Source organism: Streptomyces sp. NPDC032822 (assembly GCF_055578825.1).
In genome coordinates, this window is sequence record NZ_JBVIOL010000031.1 from 45794 (window position 1) to 66224 (window position 20431).

At 67.0% G+C, this 20431-nt stretch carries 18 protein-coding genes and 1 pseudogene; 9 read left to right on the forward strand and 10 right to left on the reverse strand.

The features are described 5' to 3' along the window. Positions 1-132: 132 nt before the first annotated feature. The 3 genes from ACZ5VD_RS41475 to ACZ5VD_RS41485 all read right to left on the reverse strand — a co-directional run bounded on the left by ACZ5VD_RS41475 (position 133) and on the right by ACZ5VD_RS41485 (position 3078). Positions 133-537 carry a RidA family protein gene (locus tag ACZ5VD_RS41475; protein ID WP_468554793.1) on the reverse strand — a complete coding sequence of 135 codons (405 nt, stop codon included), beginning with the start codon at positions 535-537 and terminating at the stop codon, positions 133-135. A gap of 398 nt (positions 538-935) precedes the next feature. Further along, the gene (locus tag ACZ5VD_RS41480; protein ID WP_468685627.1) at positions 936-1793 is read right to left on the reverse strand and encodes an acyl-CoA thioester hydrolase/BAAT C-terminal domain-containing protein; all 858 of its coding nucleotides are present in this window, start codon (positions 1791-1793) and stop codon (positions 936-938) included. Between the two features lie 94 nt (positions 1794-1887). Beyond that, positions 1888-3078: an RNA-guided endonuclease InsQ/TnpB family protein gene (locus tag ACZ5VD_RS41485; RefSeq protein ID WP_468685628.1), complete on the reverse strand. Its 1191-nt coding sequence runs from the start codon at positions 3076-3078 to the stop codon at positions 1888-1890. Positions 3079-3884: 806 nt separating this feature from the next. Here ACZ5VD_RS41485 and ACZ5VD_RS41490 point away from each other — a divergent pair. From ACZ5VD_RS41490 to ACZ5VD_RS41500, 3 genes are all read left to right on the forward strand, one after another. After that, on the forward strand, positions 3885-5921 hold the full coding sequence (locus ACZ5VD_RS41490) for a glycoside hydrolase domain-containing protein (protein WP_468685631.1): 2037 nt from the start codon (positions 3885-3887) through the stop codon (positions 5919-5921). A gap of 9 nt (positions 5922-5930) precedes the next feature. Then, positions 5931-6614 carry a hypothetical protein gene (locus ACZ5VD_RS41495; RefSeq protein WP_468685632.1) on the forward strand — a complete coding sequence of 228 codons (684 nt, stop codon included), beginning with the start codon at positions 5931-5933 and terminating at the stop codon, positions 6612-6614. Between the two features lie 139 nt (positions 6615-6753). Beyond that, the gene (locus ACZ5VD_RS41500; RefSeq protein WP_468685634.1) at positions 6754-7173 is read left to right on the forward strand and encodes a hypothetical protein; all 420 of its coding nucleotides are present in this window, start codon (positions 6754-6756) and stop codon (positions 7171-7173) included. Between the two features lie 99 nt (positions 7174-7272). On the opposite strand, the gene ACZ5VD_RS41505 is transcribed toward ACZ5VD_RS41500, so the two are convergent. Together ACZ5VD_RS41505 and ACZ5VD_RS41510 are read right to left on the reverse strand one after the other, a co-directional pair. Further along, positions 7273-8355, reverse strand: coding sequence for an ArsR/SmtB family transcription factor (locus ACZ5VD_RS41505; RefSeq protein ID WP_468685635.1), 1083 nt, complete (start codon positions 8353-8355; stop codon positions 7273-7275). A 491-nt stretch (positions 8356-8846) separates the two neighbouring features. Beyond that, complete coding sequence (locus ACZ5VD_RS41510; protein WP_468554510.1) at positions 8847-9596, reverse strand: TioE family transcriptional regulator; 750 nt, start codon at positions 9594-9596, stop codon at positions 8847-8849. Positions 9597-9654: 58 nt separating this feature from the next. Here ACZ5VD_RS41510 and ACZ5VD_RS41515 point away from each other — a divergent pair, with 58 nt between their 5' ends. After that, positions 9655-10890 (forward strand): erythromycin esterase family protein, encoded by a 1236-nt coding sequence (locus tag ACZ5VD_RS41515; RefSeq protein ID WP_468685636.1) that lies wholly within the window; start codon positions 9655-9657, stop codon positions 10888-10890. 78 nt (positions 10891-10968) lie between these two features. On the opposite strand, the gene ACZ5VD_RS41520 is transcribed toward ACZ5VD_RS41515, so the two are convergent. Both ACZ5VD_RS41520 and ACZ5VD_RS41525 read right to left on the reverse strand, forming a co-directional pair. Then, positions 10969-11427 (reverse strand): PPOX class F420-dependent oxidoreductase, encoded by a 459-nt coding sequence (locus ACZ5VD_RS41520; RefSeq protein WP_468554508.1) that lies wholly within the window; start codon positions 11425-11427, stop codon positions 10969-10971. A gap of 199 nt (positions 11428-11626) precedes the next feature. Continuing rightward, the gene (locus ACZ5VD_RS41525) at positions 11627-12388 is read right to left on the reverse strand and encodes a class I SAM-dependent methyltransferase (protein ID WP_468554507.1); all 762 of its coding nucleotides are present in this window, start codon (positions 12386-12388) and stop codon (positions 11627-11629) included. 331 nt (positions 12389-12719) lie between these two features. Here ACZ5VD_RS41525 and ACZ5VD_RS41530 point away from each other — a divergent pair, with 331 nt between their 5' ends. Then, positions 12720-13865 carry a lipid II:glycine glycyltransferase FemX gene (locus ACZ5VD_RS41530; RefSeq protein WP_468685637.1) on the forward strand — a complete coding sequence of 382 codons (1146 nt, stop codon included), beginning with the start codon at positions 12720-12722 and terminating at the stop codon, positions 13863-13865. Positions 13866-13893: 28 nt separating this feature from the next. Here ACZ5VD_RS41530 and ACZ5VD_RS41535 read toward each other — a convergent pair whose 3' ends face one another. Further along, positions 13894-15237, reverse strand: coding sequence for a UDP-N-acetylmuramoyl-tripeptide--D-alanyl-D-alanine ligase (locus ACZ5VD_RS41535; RefSeq protein WP_468685639.1), 1344 nt, complete (start codon positions 15235-15237; stop codon positions 13894-13896). Positions 15238-15343: 106 nt separating this feature from the next. On the opposite strand from ACZ5VD_RS41535, the gene ACZ5VD_RS41540 reads away from it, so the two are divergent. Genes ACZ5VD_RS41540 through vanX form a run of 3 tightly spaced genes read left to right on the forward strand, consistent with a single transcriptional unit; the run spans position 15344 to position 17959 of the window. Then, on the forward strand, positions 15344-16321 hold the full coding sequence (locus ACZ5VD_RS41540; protein ID WP_468685640.1) for a D-isomer specific 2-hydroxyacid dehydrogenase family protein: 978 nt from the start codon (positions 15344-15346) through the stop codon (positions 16319-16321). Next, entirely contained in the window at positions 16314-17354 is a 1041-nt protein-coding gene (gene vanA, locus ACZ5VD_RS41545; RefSeq protein WP_468685642.1) for a D-alanine--(R)-lactate ligase, read from the forward strand. The genes ACZ5VD_RS41540 and vanA overlap by 8 nt, the downstream gene beginning before the upstream one ends. Beyond that, on the forward strand, positions 17351-17959 hold the full coding sequence (gene vanX / locus ACZ5VD_RS41550) for a D-Ala-D-Ala dipeptidase VanX (RefSeq protein WP_468554502.1): 609 nt from the start codon (positions 17351-17353) through the stop codon (positions 17957-17959). The genes vanA and vanX overlap by 4 nt, the downstream gene beginning before the upstream one ends. A 117-nt stretch (positions 17960-18076) precedes the next feature. On the opposite strand, the pseudogene ACZ5VD_RS41555 reads toward vanX, so the two are convergent. Then, a pseudogene (locus ACZ5VD_RS41555) lies at positions 18077-18175 on the reverse strand (IS5/IS1182 family transposase); the annotation flags it as partial. Positions 18176-18497: 322 nt separating this feature from the next. Here ACZ5VD_RS41555 and ACZ5VD_RS41560 point away from each other — a divergent pair. Beyond that, positions 18498-18971 carry a hypothetical protein gene (locus tag ACZ5VD_RS41560; RefSeq protein ID WP_468685644.1) on the forward strand — a complete coding sequence of 158 codons (474 nt, stop codon included), beginning with the start codon at positions 18498-18500 and terminating at the stop codon, positions 18969-18971. A 300-nt stretch (positions 18972-19271) separates the two neighbouring features. Here the strand turns inward: ACZ5VD_RS41560 and ACZ5VD_RS41565 are convergent, their stop codons facing one another. After that, on the reverse strand, positions 19272-19922 hold the full coding sequence (locus ACZ5VD_RS41565; protein ID WP_468685645.1) for a uridine kinase family protein: 651 nt from the start codon (positions 19920-19922) through the stop codon (positions 19272-19274). Positions 19923-20431 lie beyond the last annotated feature (509 nt).

Genomic DNA, 20431 nt, shown 5'->3' on the forward strand with positions numbered 1-20431 from the left:
AGTGCGAGGGCGGCACGTGCGCGACCGCCGGGAGATCACCGGCACGGGGAGGCTCTGGAGATGAGCGGTGTCATCCTCGCCGACGGCGCATCCCGGCCTGCCTGGCAGGGGACGGGACAGCCGGACGGTCCGCTACGGCCGCACCGCCACCGCATCCACCTCGAACAGCATGCCGGGCAGGGCGAGAGAGGCCACACCGCTCAAGGTCTGAGCGGGCAGTCGCTCCCCGAAACGGGCGTGCAGCGCCTTGCCGAGGATCTCCAGTTTGTCGAGGTCGTGGTCGACGACGAAGGTGCCGAGGCGGACGACGTTCTCGTAGCGAAGGCCGACTCCCTCCAGCGCCGACCGCAGCCGGTCGAAGGCCAGGTCCACCTGGGCGGTGAAGTCCCCGGGGACCGGAGCGCCAGTGGTGTCGGAGGCGTACTGCCCGCCGATGAAGACGAGTTCGCCGGGTGCCGAGACCGCGTGGCTGTAGCCGAACGGAGTCGGATCGTGGAGGGCGTCCGGGTTCGTGATCGTGCGCTGGTCGGTCGTCATGCCAGCTGCAACTTCTCGTAGCGGCCGGTCCATTCCCCGGGACCCTGGGCCTGGCCGGCACAGCCGGAGACCGAGGTGCCGGGTGGTGGAGTCGGGTGCAGACTCTCGCGGGATGCCCGGACCGGCATGCGGCACAGGCACAGTGCGACCCTGCTCCCGTGAGCGTCGATGCCAACGGCTACGGGCGGCGCTGGAAGAGGAGGTGGTCGGCTGCCTTGGGCGCCGGGCCTTGTGATCAGTCTGCCTGGGCCGGCGGGCACCAGGTGCGGACTGCCGCCGTCGCCGTACTCGTACGCGTCGCCGTCGAATGCGTTCTGCGTCCGGCCGAAGGGTGGGCGGAGCGGGGAACGTTCGAACGGGAAGCCCTCCAGGACCTCAGGAGCGGAGAGGAAGGAGAGTCAGCCTGTGGTGGTGAGTGTGTCGAGGACGTGGGGCCAGGCAGCACTCCCCAAGAGGGCGTCGGCTTCGGATGTGCCTCCGTACCGGAAGCGCGGGGATGGCGAGGCCGGGCTCTCGCCGGGAAAACGTGGGCGGTGGCCGGCGTCGTGTCGGGTGATCAGACGTGCCGTGGCCCCGGCCGAACGCCGGCGTTGTACCAGTTGTTCGGCGAAGGGCAGAGAGGGCCACATCGCATCGTCGCCGCCTGCGACCAGCAGCAGATCGGCCCGCGCCTTGTCCACGGGGATCTCCGCCTCGGACAGCAGACCGGCAAACGTCCGCTCGCTCTGTTCGTACCAGCCGCGGATGGCGACGGGCCCGCCGTCCGTCGGTGGGGGAGCCCAGGAGTCGTCCAGCGGGAGGAAGGGCACCGCCTGCTCTCGCCAGGCCCAGGAGGACCGATAGGGGTGGTGGACTCCGTCGCGCCCTGGTCCGACGTTGCACCAGACCCGGGACGTGGGCGACACGGCGACGACAACGTCGACACGCGGATCGTGCACGGCCGTGAGGAGCGCCGCCTCGGCCCCCTTGGACGTGCCCAGGATGCCGATGCGTCGTGCTCCGTTGGAGTGGAGGAGGTCGACGGCGCTGGTGAAGGTCTCCAAGGGGATCTCGCAGATTCCCGGGGACTGCCCCGGACCGCCGAACCAGCGGATCGACACGGCCGTCATGCCGTGCTGGGCAAGGATGTGTGCCCTCTGCCGTTCGATGCGTCCGCTGGATCCCGCCAGCACCAGGACACCGATCTCACTGCCCTGGCGGGGAGCGACAAGTACGCCCTCCCAGGGATCGGTCAGCTCGCGCTCAGTGACATCCACATGGCTCCCGTCGGTCCGCCTCAGCCTGGTGGCGCAGCCTAGTCGGCGTGGTGATCCCTCTTGACTTCCTCCCCTTCCTGAAGGAGGGGGATTCCTACGGCTCGCGCTGTAGGGGTTTCTGCTTCATCGCCGGCTGCCCGCCCGGAATGCTCCGTTGAGGTCTTACGCCAGCTCCACAGACAGACGCCGTCAGCCCGACGGCCAGAATGTTGCGTGACGCATTCACATCACGGTCATGCACAGCACCGCACTCACACGTCCAGGTACGGACGTCCAACGCCAACTTCGCCGCAACCCTGCCGCACACCCCGCACAGCTTCGAGCTGGGGAACCAGCGGTCGATCACCACGAGTTCACGCCCGTACCAGGCGCACTTGTATTCCAGCAGGGAGCGCAGTTCTCTCCAGGAGGCATCAGAGATGGCGCGGGCCAGGCTGTGGTTCTTGAGCAGGTTGCGGACGGAGAGGTCCTCGATCACGACCGTTTGGTTCTCACGGACAAGACGAGTCGACAGCTTGTGCAGGAAATCACGGCGCCGGTCAGTGATCCGCGCATGGATCCTGGCGACACGGCACCGGGCCTTCTCCCGGTTCGCCGAACCTTTGGCTTTACGGGAGAGCTCCCGTTGGGCTTTGGCCAGGCGCTCGCGGTCACGCCGCTCATGCTCCGGGTTGGTGATCTTCTCGCCCGTGGACAAGGTCACCAGGGAAGTGATTCCGGCATCCAGGCCCACTGCCGCTGTGGTGGCGGGGGCCGGGGTGATGTGATCCTCGCACAGCAGGGACACGAACCAGCGCCCCGCCGCATCACGGGAGACCGTCACCGTGGACGGCTGTGTTCCCCCAGGCAGTGGACGCGACCAGCGGATGTCCAGCGATCCCGGCATCTTCGCCAGCGTCAGACACCCCTTACGCCAGGTGAAGGCGGAACGGGTGTACTCGGCCGACGCACCAGACTTCTTCCGCGACTTGAAGCGCGGATACTTCGCCCGCTTGGCGAAAAAGCTGACGAACGCCATCTGGAGATGCCGCAGGGCCTGCTGGAGCGGGACCGAGGACACCTCGGTGAGGAAGGCGAATTCCTCGCTCTTCTTCCACTGCGTGAGCGCGGCAGAAGACTGCGTGTAGGAGATCCGGCGCTGCTCGGTGTGCCAGGCGCGGGTGCGTTCCTCCAGCGCCTTGTTGTAGACGAGGCGGACGCAGCCGAACGTCCGCGACAGCTCTGCCGCCTGACCGTCGGTGGGGTAGAAGCGGTACTTGAACGCCCGCTTGACCTGCCGCGCCATACCCCACAAGCTATCAGCTTCCATACAGGCAACGGGTGTTGGCCGGTGGCCGGTAACCGGCAGACGCGGGTCCGCCCCGGGGGCGGACCCGCTTTTCCTGCCCTGCTCCGCAGAAGCTTCGTTTCCTCCCCCGGCTGAAGCCGGGGGCATCCACGAAGAAACGCCACGATGAGACGACCGCTGTCGGGGCGAACGGCAGGACTACGCCGCCCACGGCCGGGCCGGTGGAGACCCGCGACCACGCCACGGGTCAACGTCGTCGCCCCCAGGGCGCCGAAGGTGTTCGGGTTCTGGCCTTGGTGGTCTCCGTCGCTCCATCGTCGCGGAGGGCATGGGCTGCGTGTGATGTCTGCGTCAACGCGGCGATCGGCCCGCACCGCTCTGCGGCGTCGCACATGGCACGGTCGACCGGGATCTCGCCGCCACCCGGCCCACGGCGCCCACTCACCCTTCTGAGCCCTCGCATGATCACGAACCGGACATCATGCGACCGTGCCGAAGCCCCGTCTGTCTTGCCGGGTCCGGCATCCGGGTCTTTCGGGTGAGGCCGAAAAGGGGTGCGGTCCCGTGGCGGGAGTTGTCAGGCTGACGGTGACCGAGCGGCGTGCAGTCACCACATTTCCCAGCGCAGTGGAGGGCCGAGCCGCGGGGCCACGACCGCGCACACCCGCTTCCACGCCGTCGCTGAATGGGGAACCATGCCACTCACCATCCACAAGCGCAGTACCTGGGGCCAGTACGTGTCCGGGTCGAGACGAGAACACGCCTCGGCGGATCCCGTTCCCAAAGAGCCGTGGACAGGGCACATGGGGGTGTTCATCCACTATCTCGGTGGCGGAAGCACCAGCGATCTGGAGACCGAGGAGGATTGCCGGCGGGAGATCGCGGCCGTTTATGACGACCATGTATCCGGCGGGGAATTCGAAGGGGACATCGCCTACAACTTCCTCGCCTGCCCGCACGGCTACATCTACGAAGGCCGTGGGTACGAACGAGGTGAGGGGAACGGCGGCACGGCCGACCCCATCGAAGGCGTGGGACGGAACGCCGGGTTCTACTCGATCGTGGGTATGGTCCGCTCCAATGACGCCGTGGGCCAGGACATGTTGCGCGGCATCAGAGATCTCATCGATCACCTGCGGCACGAGGCTCCCCGGAAGACCGGCGGGATGATATTCCCGCACCGGTACGGATATGAGACCGAATGCCCCGGTGACCTCGGCATGTACGCGCGCCCGGGTTCGACGATCGACCCGTCCGCACCGTGGACGGGTCTCAGCGGTGACATCCACGTGTACCGGACGCAGAAGTGGGTGAACAAGACCTACCGCGACGCGGCCGGATACATCAAGTGTCCGGAGGACGGGCGCACCGGCTGGTCCACCGTGCTGTCACTCACCCAGGCCCTCCAGAAGGAAATTGGCATATCACCGACGGTCCAGGTCTTCGGCCCCGGCACCTTCGACGCGGTCAAGAACCGCCGGAAAATGCCCGTCGACGAGAACAACGCGAACCTGATCCAGCTCTACAACGGCGCACTGTGGTGCAAGGGCTACTGGGCGTCGATGGAACGGGAGTTGTGGACGAGTGACTCCGAGGACTCCATCATCCAGGTCTACGACGACCTGGGTCTCTCGTACTGGGACGGCGCAGCGGCCTACAACATGTGGCCCCATGTACTGAAGGCGCTGCTGCGCATGGACCAGTTCCGCCTGGTCCCCGGGGGCGATGCCGATGTCCGCACCATCCAGCAGCGGCTGAACTCGCGCTATGTCGCCGGAGTGGGCATCCCCGCGATGGGCCTCGTGCCCTGTGACGGGATCTACTCCCGTGACGTTCAGCAGGGACTCACGATGGCCATTCAGTACGAGATCGGTATCGCCCCGAGTTCCATCAACGGATACTTCGGCCAGGGTACGCAGGCCGCACTCAAGGGGAAGGGTTCCACCGGTCTCACCGGAGACCTGCGCTACCTGTTCCGCGCCGCCTGCTACTTCAACTCCCCGACGTACACGGCCCAGGGGAGGCAGGAGTACCTCGCGGAGGACATCGGCATCGACGCGCAGACCGGCACCCATCTGGGCTGGCTGCAGGCCTTTCAGAGGTTCTCCCAGATCCCGGTGACGGGCCACAACGACTACACCACCTGGGCCCAACTCCTGGTGTCGTCCGGTGACACCTCACGGGATGCCACCGGCTGCGACTGCATCACCGAGATCACCCTTCAGCGCGGGCAGTTGCTGAAGGCCAACGGATACCAGATCGTCGGGCGGTATCTGGACGAGCATCTCAACCCGGGCGACGACGGATACCGTGGCAAGGCTCTCAAACCCGGTGAGCCGCAGACCATTCTGAACGCCGGGCTGAGGTTCTTCCCCATTTTCCAGTACAACGGCACAGAGCTGATGAACTTCACCTACGAGAAGGGGTACGACCAAGGGAAGAAGGCCCACCAGAAGGCCGTCGAGCACCGGATCGGCCCCGGCACGTGCATCTACTTCGGGGTCGACTACGACGCGACGGACGAGGAGATCGTCAGCCACCTGGCGCCGTACTTCAGGGGTGTCAAGGCCGGTCTCGTCGAACTGGGAGGCAGATACGACTTCGGTGTCTACGGCTCCCGCAACGTCTGCACCCGCATCTCCCTCGGCGTCGGCGCCCGTTGGTCGTTCGTCTCCGGAATGTCCTGGGGTTTCTCGGGGAATCTCGGCTTCCCGCTGCCGGAGAACTGGTCGTTCAACCAGATCCACGAGTATGAGTTCCAGGCCGGTTGGGGACTGGACCACAACATCTGGCGCCAGGGCAGCGACCCGGGCGTTTCCGCCCTCAGCCAAGGCGAGTAGGGAAAATCGATGATCTCCAGACGCACTCTCCTGCGCGCCGCCGCGGGCACCGGCATGCTCGCCGCGGCATCAAGTCTCCAGAGCGGCCCCGCAGCGGCCGCGACCGCCGACACCCACATCGGACGGTGGACCCGCGAACTGTCCGCCAACGGCTGGCGGATCGACCCCGACGCCATCGCCGACCACGATCTCCAAGGAGCGGCCGTATCCGTCGCGCTGCGCCACGGAGACGCTGCCGCGGTGCTGTTGCATGTCGCGCGCCGGTGGCACTACGAGATCGCCGGCCTCGACACGGGCGAGGGCGGCGGCGTCACCGCGTACACCACCCGTCGGACCGTCGATGCGGACTTCGAGTCCAACTACCTCTCCGGTACGGCTCTCGCCCTGCACCCCACCGCTTACCCCTTGAACGGCGTCGAGGGTCTCTGGCCGCACCAGGAGGCGATCGTGCGGGACATCCTCGCGGACTGTGACGGCACAGTCGTCTGGGGCGGCGACCTCACCCCCGTGAAGGTCTCGCACTTCCACATCGCCGCCCGGCCCGGCGACAAGGCCCTGACCCGGGTCGCGGCCCGTCTCGACACCCGCCGGCGCCCCCGGTCCCGGGCCCAGACAGCCGGTGCGGTCACGGATCCGGCAGCACCCGCACGCCGTACCAAGGCCCGTCGCCTGGAGCGTTCCCAGACCTCCTGAACCGCCGTCGTCCCCACCACCGTCACAGAGCGGACCGCTGCCCTTCCGGGCGCGCGCGGTCCACTGCTCCGGTGCCCAGGGAACGACCGGTCGTAGTGAACCGGACACCACCGACACCACCTCAGAAAGGCTCAGGCGCATGAACAAGATCTTCAGCGGCCCCAGACGGAAGAACCGACAGAGTTCCCTCGCGCGCCTGGCGGTCAGCGTTGCCGCCGTAGCCCTGACCGCCTGTGGAACGGTCCTGGGTACAGCGGGCGGCGCTCAGGCCGACGGCAACGGACCGGGCTGGTACGGAGTGTGGGGCACGGGAGTCAACCTGCGCACCGGCGGCGAGTGGTGTTACCTGTACCCGTCCGTGGCCAACTGCCCCACCATCACGGGCACCGTCAGCGCCCCGCAGGCCGTGTACGTGTACTGCCAGGAGGAAGGGTCGCAGGTGGTGGGAGGAAACCCCTACTGGGTGTGGGTCCTCAACACCAGCGGTCAGCGTGGCTACATGGCGAGCTACTACATTCAGAACGCCACCAACTGGATCGACGGCGTACCGGACTGCTGAGCAACGGTCGGGCCGGGCACAGCGACTCTCGTGCCCGGCCCGCCGGGGCGCCTGTCCGGCGGTGGGCTTCATGGGCTCTGCCCCACCCGAGACCGTGGTTCAACAGGCACACACCTTCGACCCTGCTCGTCCCTGGGGAACATCGCATGGCGCGCTCGGGATCGACACTCTCATCGACTCCGCACGCCGCGGGTCGTCGATGGGCTGATGCCCATGAAGGAGTGCCTGCCCGAGCGGAGTCACCGTGTGCCGAACGGCGTTGGAGACCCTGTGGGTCGAGATCAGACCCGTGCTCCTGAGTACGGCGGCGTGTTCGCTCGCCGAGGCCGCCGACATTCCGAGCCGATGTGCCACGCCCCCACCGGTCGTGGAACCCGCAGCAGCGATGTCCTGCAGTACGGCCGCGCGACTGCGCCCCAGCAGGCGAGCCAGGTCCACGTTCGTGGACTTTTCCGCATAGCCGGACGGGACGAGGGGGAGGGAGCCGCGATTGGCTGGATATACCAGCACCGGTGGCAGTTGTCCGTCTCGTAGCGTTATGGGCTGGCCCCAGCAGAAGAACGAGGGGACCAAAAGCAGCCCGCGACCATTCAAATGCAGTTCCTGATGAACAGGGTAGGCAACTCGCAATACCGGTGGTTCCCAGCGGACCAACGGGTGGATATTGCTCAGGAGGCGCTCGACACCGCCGTCGGCGAGATCGCGGACCCGCATCGCCTGCTCTGCGGTCGTGATGGTCCGGATTCGACTCCAGTGCCGGGCCAGCGCTCGCTGGTGATACCGCTGCAGTGAGACACCGAGTTGACACAAGGAGTCCGAGTCGCCCTCGGCCATCCCTCGCATCCACGAGGGAAGATGACGTCCCGCGGCGAGTAACCCCATTTCGGAGCGCAGCCGTTGACCGGCGGTGCCGACTACGGCGTCGACCAGCGACTTCACGCCGTCGGCGCCGGTGGGGGTGAGGAAGTCGGGTGAATAGCCGCGTGGTGGCGCCAAAGCGAGCAGGGAACTGGTGGCGGAATCAGGCGTCGTCACGACTGCGTTGCGCCAAGAGCCGAACACCGCATGATCGGGGGAGGTTCGGAGGGCATGCAGGCTCAGGAGAAGTTCCCAGGCAAGATCGGGCTCTGCGGCCACCCGCACTCGGCTGAGATCCGCCGCCGAAAAGTGGATGTACAGCACAAGAGGCCCCCCTGGTCAACCTGCGTTTCGTAAACGTATCGCATGGGCCCCGACGAGAACACCCGTAGCATTTGCCCGATAGCGCGTCGGCGGAGTTTCCGACCGAACTCGACAGTGGCCGCATTGCGTTGAGTGCTGAGGACGGTGGGATTGTCGGGGACCCGCCGCCAGTTGTCGCTCAGGTGATACACGTTCGCTCCCATCGGCGGAAGCCGTAGAGGCATGCGCTGGTGCGCTCGGCCGCATGACGGAGGTGCGCAGGCCGCTGCTGCCGTACGACCGCGGCCAGCACGTAACGGCGTTGCGGTTCCCGTCGGACAGCGGCGCCGGGAGCGGGATCGCCTGTCGGTGGGTGAGAGCGCCGGGACGTCAGGACCGGCCGAAGCCCCGCCCCCAGGGACAGGTGCGCCCGCTCCTTCCCGGTGTGCAGCACGAACGGGATCCACTACAACGCCTGCCCGTCCGGTTCTCTTCGGGCGGCGACCGAAGTCTCAGCCGCGCGCGCGGAGGTAGGCCTCCAGCTCCGCGGCCCCGGTCAGCATCGCCCGCCCGCGGGCGGACAACCGGCCGTGCCAGTCGCGCAGGGCGCCCTCCAGTGGTTCCAGTCCGCCGGCCGCCCGCACCTGGGCGATCAGCGGGGCGATCTGCTCCAGCAAGTAGCCGCCCCGCCTGAGCTGGTGGGTCAGCAGGGCGTCGCGTACGTCGGCTCCGTCGTAGACGCGATACCCGGTCAGGGGGTCGCGGCGCGGGCGTACCAGCCCGGCGTGCTCCCACTTGCGCAGCGTCGCGGGCCGGATTCCGAGCTTGTGCGCCAGCGGCCCGATGAAGGTGCCGCCGGGCCCGGACAGCGCGGCAGGCGCGGACCCGGCACCGGGCCCGGACGTCGTGCCGGGCTCCAGGTCACGGAGGGCGCTCTCCACGGCCTGGAGGGTCCGCCGGTCGTCGAGGAGCTGGGCATGGCTCTCGTCGATGAGGAGGAACGCCTCATCGATCGCGCCCTGGTTCACGGCCCGCATGATCGACGTCGCCCTCTGATGGCCATGGCCGGGCACCAGGGCAAGGAACGCGCGCAGGGCCCCCGCGTGCAGGGGAGTGTAGGTGCGATAGCCGTGGGGGGTGCGGCCGGCGACCGGAAGGATGCCGGCCTCCTCGTAGTTCCTGATCGCCTGCGTGGACAGACCGTGCCCGCGCGCCAGGTCAACAGGCCTGAGACGCCCGCCCGTTTGAAGGTTTCTTCCCATACGCCTGCCGATATCGTCAAGAAGTCTCAACCGAAAGTTCAACGATACCGTTGAAGCCATGGCTACCGACATCAAGGACACCGCGCATGCCGTCGAGGCCGCCGCCGTCATGCGGCTGCTCCCGACCCGGCCCCGGCTGCTCGCCCTGGGCGAGCCGACCCACGGCGAGGACGCTCTGCTCGACCTGCGCAACGAGCTCTTCCGGCAGTTCGTCGAGCAGGAGGGTTACCGGACGATCGCGATCGAGAGCGACTGCATGACGGGCCTGCTCGTCGACGACTACGTCACCTCGGGCACAGGCACCCTCGACGAGGTCATGGAGCAGGGAATCAGCCACGGTTGGGGAGCCCTTGCGGGCAACCGCGAACTCGTGCGCTGGATGCGGGCCCACAACGTCCGCGCCGCCAAGGACGGCCGCCCCGCATCGGAGCGGCTCCGCTTCGCCGGTTTCGACGGCCCGCTGGAGATCACCCACGCCGCGAGCCCCCGGCAGGCCCTCACCGCACTCCACGGCTACCTCGCGGCCCGGGTGGACGCGGACCTGCTCCCCTGCACCGCGGAGACACTCGACCGCCTGCTCGGTCCGGACGACCGATGGACCGAGCCCGCCGCGATGATGGACCCCTCCCGGTCCACGGGGCAGTCGGCCGAGGCCGGCCGACTGCGGCTGCTCGCAGACGATCTGGTCGCTCTGCTCGACCAGCAGACGCCGGACCTGCTCGTGACGACCTCGCCGGACGACTGGCACCGGGCGCGCCTGTCCGCGCGCACCGCGCCCGGCCTGCTGCGCTACCACCACTGGATGGCCGACACCTCACCGGCCCGCATGACCCGGCTGGCGAGTGTCCGGGACCAGATGATGGCCCACAACCTCCTCGCCGTCGCCGAACGCGGCCCGGTACTCGTCCACGCCCAGAACGCCCATCTCCAACGGCCCAAGAGCTCGATGCGGATGGGCGGGATGCCGCTGGAGTGGTGGAGCGCCGGTGCACTGGTGAGCGCCCAACTCGGCGACGAGTACGCCTTCGTGGCCACGGCCCTCGGCACGATCCGGCACCGGGGAGTGGACACGCCGCCCCCGGAGACCCTCGAAGGGCTCCTGTACGCGCTCCCGGAGGACCGCTGCGTCATCGACGCGCCGCGGCTGGCCACGGCCCTGGGCGACGCACGGCCCGCGCCCCGGGTATCCCCCTGGTTCGGCTACGCGACGCTCGACCCGGCCCATCTGGCGGACATCGACGGCATCGTGTTCGTGAAGGACATCCCACAGAGCCACGGTGCCGTCTCGAAGTGAACTCCCGTCGCCGGTTGGGGTGTACGGACGTGACAACGCCCATGGCCGACCCTGCGGCACCATGTGCGGGCGACGTCGTCAGCCGCTGATGTCCAGGGCTGTTCCGTACAGCCGGTCCACCTTCAACCGGATGACCACTCGACGCTCGGCGACCAGCTGTTCCAGGAACTCCTCCTCATTCTCCGGCCTCGCGGCCGGCGGGATCATACCGAGCAGTTCCCGGCCCACCGCATCGCCAGGAACCGACGTGATCCCGGAGACCTCGGCCTCGCCTTCGGCGACGGCGAACGACCACACGTCGCCGCCCTGCACATGCAGCGCCGCACGCGGGTCGCGCCGCAGATGCCCGACCTTGGTGCGGTCGGCCGTCGTCGAGAACCGCACCATGCGGGCCTCGGAGTCCCAGCTGTACAGCATGGTGGTGAGGTGGGGGTGGCCACTGCGCTTGATGGTGGCGAGCGTGCCGAACTGCTGCTTGCCAAGAAGGTGGGAGAGGGCTTCGTCCGACAGGGGGCGAGGTGCGGGTCCTTGAGTCATGACGTGATCAACGTCGGTGGCCGCCCCACAATTTCGCTCTCCCGAGAAAGATGTCTCACGTGCTGACTTGCCTGCCCGTCGGCTGCCGGCCATCCGGCGAGGGTGAGGTCACGCAGGTGGGTGATGCAGAGCATGAGGTGGTGGACGAACATGACCTCACCCCGTGACCGCACAGGCTCTGCGGGATGAGTCGGTGCCGTCAGCCTGCCAACCGGGCTTTCCAGATCTCCTCGCTGGGCCATTGCCGGGCCCAGTCGGCGGAGACCTCTGGGTAGTCCCGCGCGGGCTGGGGCGCCTGAATCTCCATCAGGTCTTCAACGACGAAGCCGCAGGACCGAAGCAGACGGAGCATCTCACCGTGCGGCAGGACGAACTCCACGTGATTGCCCCAGTCCAGCCGCGTCAGGCCGAATTGAGGTCGGGAAAGAGTGCTGGACGCCGGCCCTTCGGGCGGTACGCACAGCGCGAACAGCGGTGAGTAGCGCGAGAACACCAGCCGGCCTCCAGGAACGAGAAGCCGGGCTGCCTCCGGGATCCACTGGTAGGGGTCGCACCACAGCGAGGCGCCGAACTCGCTGATAGCCAGGTCGAACGTGTTGTCCTCGTAGGGCACCTTCTCGGCATTGCCCAGGACAAGGGGGAAGTCGATGCCGAACTCCGCCTGCATCGCGCGAGCCGTGGCGAGTTGCCTCTCCGAGAGGTCGATCCCGACCGGGTGGGCTCCTGCTCTGGCCAGCCAAGCGGAGACGTAGGCAGTTCCGCAGCCCAGTTCGATGGCGCGCATCCCGTCGATGCCGTCGGGCAGCACGCCGGCCTGTGACTCGGGGGTGGCCCACAGTCCCCAGGTCGGTTCTCTCTGCGCCCAGTGATCGCGGGCGAGCGGCTCGTGCCACGCCGCCGCTTCCTCATCCCAAAACCGTTGGTTCTGCTCCACATGGTCCGCCGGCCCGTCATGTGTCATGAAGCCATTCGATCCAACATGTTGCTGTTCCGGCAACGGAATTACCACGGCGCCGGACCGTGTCGAGAGCGTGGGGTCGGCACGATCGCCGCGCAGACGTGCGTGCACGACCTGCGGCCCGAACTGCCCTCGCGCCGCCGAGCAACTTGTGGGTCCGTAACGGGAATGCCCTGCTCTGTGATGGCGGCCTGCGTGTTCTCTCTGCCTCTCACCCGTGGGACACGGCTCAAGCCGGGGAACCGCAGTCGGTACGCGGAATCGAATGCCTCTATCGTCGGCATATCGAAAACCGCATACGTACCGGCAACACCACGCCGCCTTGGCTGGAGGCATGTCCTACAGCGAACCAGCACGAACAGCGGGCGTAAGGCTGACCGTCGAACCGATCAGCGCTGCCGAGCACTTGGCGTTCGTGCGGACGCGGCGGTCGGTCAGCTTTCTGCAGACCCCGGCATGGGGTCGCGTGAAGACCGAGTGGCGCAGCGAGTCGCTCGGCTGGTTCGACGGGCGGCGCCTGGTGGGTGCCGGGCTTGTCCTGCACCGCCCGGTGCCGCGGTTCGACCGCTTCACGCTGGCCTATCTGCCCGAGGGCCCGGTCATCGACTGGACCGGCGAGATCGACCCATGGCTCGATCCGCTGGCGGCGTATCTCAAGGCGCACGGCGCGTTCGCGATCCGGCTCGGCCCGCCGATGCGCACGGACACCTGGAGCGCCGCCCAGGTCAAGGAGGGCATCGCCGACCCGTGCCTCACGAGGCTGACCGAGATGTCCCACCACGAGGACGGGTCGGTCGGCGCCCGACTGACGGGTCGACTCAGGGACGCCGGTTGGCTGCCCCAGAACCCGGAGGACGGCTTCGGGGTCGGGCATCCGCAGTTCAAGTACGAGATTCCGCTGGTCGGCAGGACTGAGGACGCCCTGTTCAGGGGCATGAATCAGCAGTGGCGCCGCAACATCAGGAAGGCGGCGAAGCAGGGAGTCGAGGTCACGGTCGGTGAGGACCTGAAGGCATTTCACGACCTCTACGTCCACACCGCCGAACGCGACCACTTCACGCCCCGGCCCCTGCGCTACTTCGAGACCATGTTCGCGGCGCTGCGTGCCGAGGACCCCGAGCGGATCAAGCTCTACCTGGCCCATCATCAGGGCGACTTGGTCGCCGCCACCGTCCTGGTCCGCGTCGGCGCCCACGCGGTGTACGCCTACGGTGCCTCCTCCACGGAAAAGCGCGAGGTGCGCGGTTCCCATGCCTGCCAGTGGGCGATGATCCGCGACTCGCTCGCGGCCGGCTGCGACGTCTACGACCTGCGCGGTATCACCCCAACCCTCGACGCCGAAGACGCGCACGTCGGACTGATCCGCTTCAAGGTCGGCACCGGCGGTCAGGCGGTGCGGTACGTCGGCGAGTGGGACCTGCCGCTGCGGCCCATGGTCTACCGGGCCTTCGACCTCTACATGAGACGGCGCGGGCGCTGAGTCGCAAGGTGGACCTCGCCCCGGTCGGCTAGGCGAGCGCGGCGGCGAGTTCGTCGAGGCGCGCCCCGCGGGATGCCTTGACGAGTACCACGTCGCCGGCGACGAGGTGGCCGCGCAACCAGTCGAGGGCCGCGTCGTTGTCGGCCAGCGCCACCGCCCGCTCGCCCGCGCCGTCGGCGATCGACCGGGCACCCTCGCCCACTGTGGCCACCACATCGGCCCGGGAGGCGGCATACGCCCCGACCGCACGGTGCTCAGCCTCGCTGCCGTCGCCGAGCTCAAGCATCTCGCCGAGGACGGCGATACGACGCCCGCCCTCGATCGCCGCCAGCGCGTCCAGGGCGGCGCGGGTCGAGTCGGGGTTGGCGTTGTAGGAGTCGTTGAGCAGGGTCGCGCCGCAGACGAGGTCGCGCAGCTCCAGGCGCCACTTCGACAGCGAGGCGGTGGCCAGCGCAGCCGTGGCCACGCCGAGAGGCACGCCTGCGGCCAGCCCCGCCGCCGTGGCAGCCGACGCGTTGAGCGCCTGGTGGGCGCCGACGAGGGGCAGCGCGCAGGGAGCAGAGGTGTCGACGGTCCGCAGCGTGCAGGACGGCCTACCGAGCCGGTCGAGGGTCAGGTCGACGGCCCGTACGTCGGCGTCCTCCGTCCGGCCGAAGGTCAGCACCGGACCGTCGGTGAGTGAGCGCATCGCGGCCACCCGGGGATCGTCGGCGTTGAGGACGGCAGTTCCGCCGGGTGCCAGCCCCCGCACCAGCTCGCCCTTGGTCTGGGCGATGGCCGCGCGTGACCCGAACTCGCCGAGGTGGGCCTGGCCGACGTTGAGGACGACGGCGATGTCGGGCGCGACCAGACCGGTGAGCTCGGCGATGTCGCCGATATGGCGGGCTCCCATCTCCAGTACGAGGAACCGGGTTGCCGTGTCCGCGCGCAGCATGGTGAGCGGCACGCCGAGTTCGTTGTTGAGCGAGCCGATCGTGGCGATCGTCGGCGCGGTGCTCGACAGCACGGCCGCCAACAAGTCCTTGGTGCTGGTCTTGCCCTGGGATCCGGTCAGTCCGACGACGGTCATTCCGTCGCGCAGCCGGGCCACGACGTGGGCGGCGAGCGCCTGGAGGCCGGCCTGGGGGTCCTCGACGACGACGGTGGGCAGGGGCGTCGGCCGGGATCCGAGGACGGCCACCGCGCCGGCCCGGCCGGCCTGTCCGGCGTAGTCATGGCCGTCGTCGTGCTCACCGGTGAAGGCGACGAAGAGGCCGCCGGGCCTGGCCTGCCGGCCGTCGATCACGGCCGGCGCGGTCACCGTCACGGAGCTTTCGCCCTCGACCTTCCCGCCGACGGCCTCGGCGATCTCCCCGAGGCTGAGGGGGATCATGTTCTTTCCCTGTGGGTCATGCCTGCATTCAAGGCGCCGCAGCGTATCGCCGGCATATCGAAAACCACATACGGTTCGGCAACACCACGCCCCGTTGACTGTAGGCATGACCCACAGCGAACCGCCCCGAATCGCCATCTACGGGTGCGGCCCGGATGAGGCCGTCTTGTTCCGAAAGCTGGCACCTCGCTTCGGCGTGACGCCGACCATCACGGACGTACCGGTGTCCGAAGCCAACGTTGAGCTGGCATCCGGAATCCGATGCATCAGTGTCGGTCATAAAACGCCCGTCACAAACGCCACTCTTCTGGCACTAGGTCAAGTCGGCGTGACGTACATCTCCACGCGAAGTATTGGATGCGATCATATCGATGTGGAGTACGCGGCCGGCCTCGGAATCTCGGTGGAAAACGTCGCCTACTCGCCGGACAGTGTGGCCGACTACACGCTCATGATGATGTTGATGGCGGTGCGAGAGGCGAAATCCATCATCCGTCGCGCGGACGTACACGACTACAGACTGAGTGAAGTGCGTGGGAAAGAGCTGCGTGATCTGACCGTCGGGGTTGTCGGGACCGGCCGCATCGGCGCCGCGGTCATCGACAGACTGCGGGGTTTCGGCTGTCGAATACTCGCCCACGACAATCACCCCAAGGCCGCTGTCGACTACGTTCCGCTCGATGAACTTCTGCAACAGAGCGACATCGTCACGCTCCACGCCCCGCTTACCGCGGATACCCGCCATCTGCTGAATCGGCGGCGTATGGAGAAGATGAAGCACGGCGCGTACCTCGTCAATACGGGACGCGGTGCGCTCATCAATACCGATGCCCTTGCTTCCGCATTGGCAAGCGGCAGGTTGGGCGGTGCGGCACTGGACGTCATCGAAGGTGAGGAAGGCGTCTTCTATGCCGACCGTCGGAATAAGCCCATTGAAAGCAAGGTGCTGTTGCGGCTGCAAGAGCTGCCGAATGTTCTCATCAGCCCGCACACCGCCTACTACACGGACCATTCTCTGAGCGACATGGTCGAAAACTCCATCACCAACTGCCTTAAATTCGAAAGCGGGAGCCGACATGGATAAGCTGAAGATCGGGATCGTGTTCGGGGGGCGCTCCGAGGAGCACCCCATATCCGTCAAGTCTGCGCGAGAGGTCGCCAGAAATCTGGATGTCGAGAAGTACGAATCGTTCTATGTCGGCATCACCAAGGACGGTGCCTGGAAGCTCTGTGACGGTCCCGAAGAGGGTTGGGAGAACGGAGATTCCCGTCCGGCCGTGCTGTCGCCGGACAGTAGCGTGCGCGGACTGCTTGTCCAGGAGAAAGGGCGGTGGGAGACGATACCTCTGGATGTCGTGCTGCCCGTGCTGCACGGCAGACTTGGTGAGGACGGTGCGATGCAAGGGTTGTTGGAGCTCTCCGGCATCCCCTATGTGGGCTGCGATGTGCAGAGTTCCGCTCTGTGCATGGACAAAACCCTTGCCTACATCGTCGCCGGGAGCGCGGGAATCGCTACGCCAAATTTCTGGACCGTCGCGGTGGACGAGACCATTGATCCCGACCGGCTCACCTATCCGGTCTTCGTGAAGCCGGCGCGGTCGGGATCATCTTTCGGTGTCACCAAGGTATCCCGAGCAGAGGAGCTGCCGAGCGCGTTGGAAACCGCAAGGCGGTATGACTCGAAGGTGCTGATCGAAACGGCCGTCGTCGGCAGCGAGGTCGGATGCGCGATCCTGGGGAACGAACTGGATGTGATGGCAGGAGAGGTGGATCGAATCGCCCTCTCTCACGGCTTCTTCCGAATCCATCAGGAGGATCAGCCTGAAACCGGTTCTGACAACTCAACCGCAATCGTCCCCGCCGACATTCCAGCGGAGTCGCGCTCGCTCGTCCAGGAGACGGCCATGGCCGTGTACCGCGCCTTGGGGTGCAGGGGACTGGCACGGGTGGACCTGTTCCTCACAGAGGACGGGGCAGTGGTCCTCAACGAGGTCAACACGTTTCCCGGTATGACATCGTACAGCCGCTATCCGAGGATGATGGCAGCCGCAGAGTTGCCGTTTGCCGAAGTGATCGACCGGCTGATATCGCTGGCGTTGGCGGGGAAAAGCCGATGAAGGACGATTTCGTCTACGTGGACGATCTTGTATCCGGGATGCGCTGGGATGCCAAGTACGCCACCTGGGACAACTTCACCGGGAAACCGGTGGACGGATACCTGGCCAATCGAATCGTCGGCACGAGGGCTCTATGTACAGCCCTGGAGCGAGCGCGAGAGAAGGCCGAATCCCTCGGCTTCGGCTTGCTGCTCTGGGACGGCTATCGCCCGCAGCGCGCCGTCGACTGCTTTCTGCGCTGGTCGGAACGGCCCGAGGATGGTCGGACGAAGTCACGACACTACCCGAGTATCCGCAGAGCCGAGATGTTCGAGAGGGGATATGTGTCCGTCAAGTCGGGCCACAGTCGAGGCAGCACGGTTGACCTGACGCTCTATGAGTTGGCCACGGGTGAGCTCGCTCCTATGGGCGGTGATCATGACTTGATGGATTCCATCTCGCATCATGGGGCACAGGGGATCACGCAAACCGAAGCGAGGAATCGTCAATACCTTCGATCCATCATGGAGACGTGCGGTTTCAGCGCATACGATTGCGAGTGGTGGCACTACAGTCTCAAAGACGAACCTTACCCGGACACCTATTTCGATTTCCCCATCAGATAGTCGAGCCGGCCAAAGAAGCGCGGCCCGAACTGCTCCACATCGGCCCTGGGCAAGGGTTGTCCCGTAAAGATCTTTGAGTCGCCTCGGGCATTGCGGGCCAACGTGCCACCTGTCGAGCTACTGGGCGAGGACGAGGTTGTGCATCCGGGCGATGCCGAGCATGGCGTGGTGAACGCCGTCGCCTTTCAGGCGGCAGTCGCGGAGAATCTTCCAGGTCACGAACCACCGGCTGAGCACCTCGCCAGCTCTTCAGGCTGCTCCGTACTCGTGAGCCGAAGGACGGGAGTTGCCACCAGGGGATGCAGAAGGTCCGGTGTACAGGACCGGTTGAAGCGGCCTGGTTGTCACAAGCAAGGCACGTGGCTTGTCACACATGCTCATTCGGCAGCCCCTCTGTCACCAGAAGCGAAGATCGACAGCCGCGGGCTTCCCGAGACGACATACGGCGTCACTTCACCACAACCGCGTCCCGCTCCTGTGCGTCCTACTACTGAGCGTCGGCAGAAGCCGGCTACCCCGGGGGATCGGGACGTGAGTCATGCAGAAGTACGCGATCGTCCAGCACCTCACACGGTTCTTCCGGCCCCCGCGTGGTGCAGGACGGCAGCCGCCCACGTTCGCCCGGCAACTGGTGGGGCTCTGGCTGTTCGCGCTTGCCTTCGGGGCCGCGCTCACCGCGATCGGCTGGGACGAAGAGTTCGGTATGGTACTGCTGCTCCTCTTTTATGGCGACATCATCGAGGGGGTGCGGTACCGCTGGACGGCCATACTGGCCGCGGTGACAGTCCTGTCGGCTGCCAGCGGGCTCACAAGAGCTGTCCTGCCCGGCTCCCTCGACGATGCCTGGGCGCAGAGCGTTGGCTCCGCTGTCGGTGTCACGTTCGGGCTGGCAGTGAGCGCCGCGATCACACGGCTTCCGGAACGCCGACCACATCGGCCCGCCAAGGGACACGACTCCGGGTTCAGCGGTCAAGGCTCTCCGGAAAAGGAGAGGAGCCGCCGACCTCGGTGACACCAAGCCCGCCTTTGCGACACCTATCGCGCTTCAGCTCAGTTCGGAGCCAAGACCTTTGCGGGACAGCCCTCAGGCTGCGTCCGAGCCCCTGGCGCAACGTGCCGACCAGCACTTCCCCGAACAGATCCTGGCCGCCGTGCCCCTCTGCGGGTCGTAGTCGCCGGAGCCTCCCGCCGTACTGTTTCGCCAACGACGTTCGGCCACCAGGTGTCGTTTCGCGCGGGACGGTTCGGTGTACGGCGGGCGATGGCCAGGCGTCGACACCGAGTCGCACGGGATGCGGATGGGTCGGCCCGTCTAGAGGCTGGTCGGCGGAGCGACGATCAATTCGGTGTGCGGGTCGTGGTCGAGCTGCGGAGGGCCGGCGACGATCATGGTGGCTCGGGCCCACGGCTGTTCTCGCACCATGAACGGCAACTCCTCCAGCAGCCAGTTCGCCACGTGCTCCAACTGCCTGGGGGAGTCACCGTCGCGGACGACCGACAGGCGCTCCTGCTCATCGATGTCGCCCTGCATCCACACCGAGGCGTCCAGCCACGGGGAAAGCTCTGCGCGGATGATGCCGGTGCCCTCCACCCAGATGACGTCGGCACCGGCGGGGACGGTGATCGAACCGGGCCGGTCGTGGGCGACCCAGGCATCAGGGCGGAAGTCCACCGCATCACCACGGTGCAGAGGGCGCAGGACGTTCTCGACGAGGACGGTGCCCCAGTCGAAGTAGGCGTGGTTCCAGGCGATGTCGTCGGTGTGCACGATGGCGGAGTCGGGGACCGCCTCGCGCAGCCGCTCGGCCAGGGTCGTCTTGCCGGCGCAGCCCCGCCCGTCGATCGCGATCACCCGCGGACGTCCGGTGACGTCGGGTGATGCGTCGCGCAGTCGTCGGACGGCGTCGAGCACGTTCATCGCCCGCCAGCCAACGGCCTCGGTCTCGCCGGGTCGCAGACGCATCGACACCCTGTCTCCGAAGGTAAGGAAACGGCCCGGTCGGTCCACCGGTCACCTGAGCCTATCGACGCGCCGCAATCCTCATGCGACTCCAGGAGAAGGGGCTGCCGATGGCCTGCGCGGCCGTACTGAACTGACCAGCCGTCGACCTCACTCTTCCGGCGACAGCGCATGGTCAACGACCCCTCCGGCGACGGCCCCGGACTCACCACAACGTGATGCCGTACACGGGCGACCACGGCCTCACGGATCCACCTCTCTCGCCGGTCTTCGGGCGGATCGGCGACGACTGGCCTGTGGGATCTCAGAACGCTTGTCACATGCCGACGCTGTGGCCTGCAGCTCTCTGGCCTTTCTCACGCCGATGGCCATGCTTGTGTCTCAGGAACGTGGCCATTTCCTGCGTCGGCCAGTCTTTGTCGGCGGCGGTTGAATCCTGACCCGGTGTGGGCGGTCGAGTTCTGACCCACCGGGTCTGGGTTGCCGGTGTTCAGTCGGTGTCGTGTGTGGCG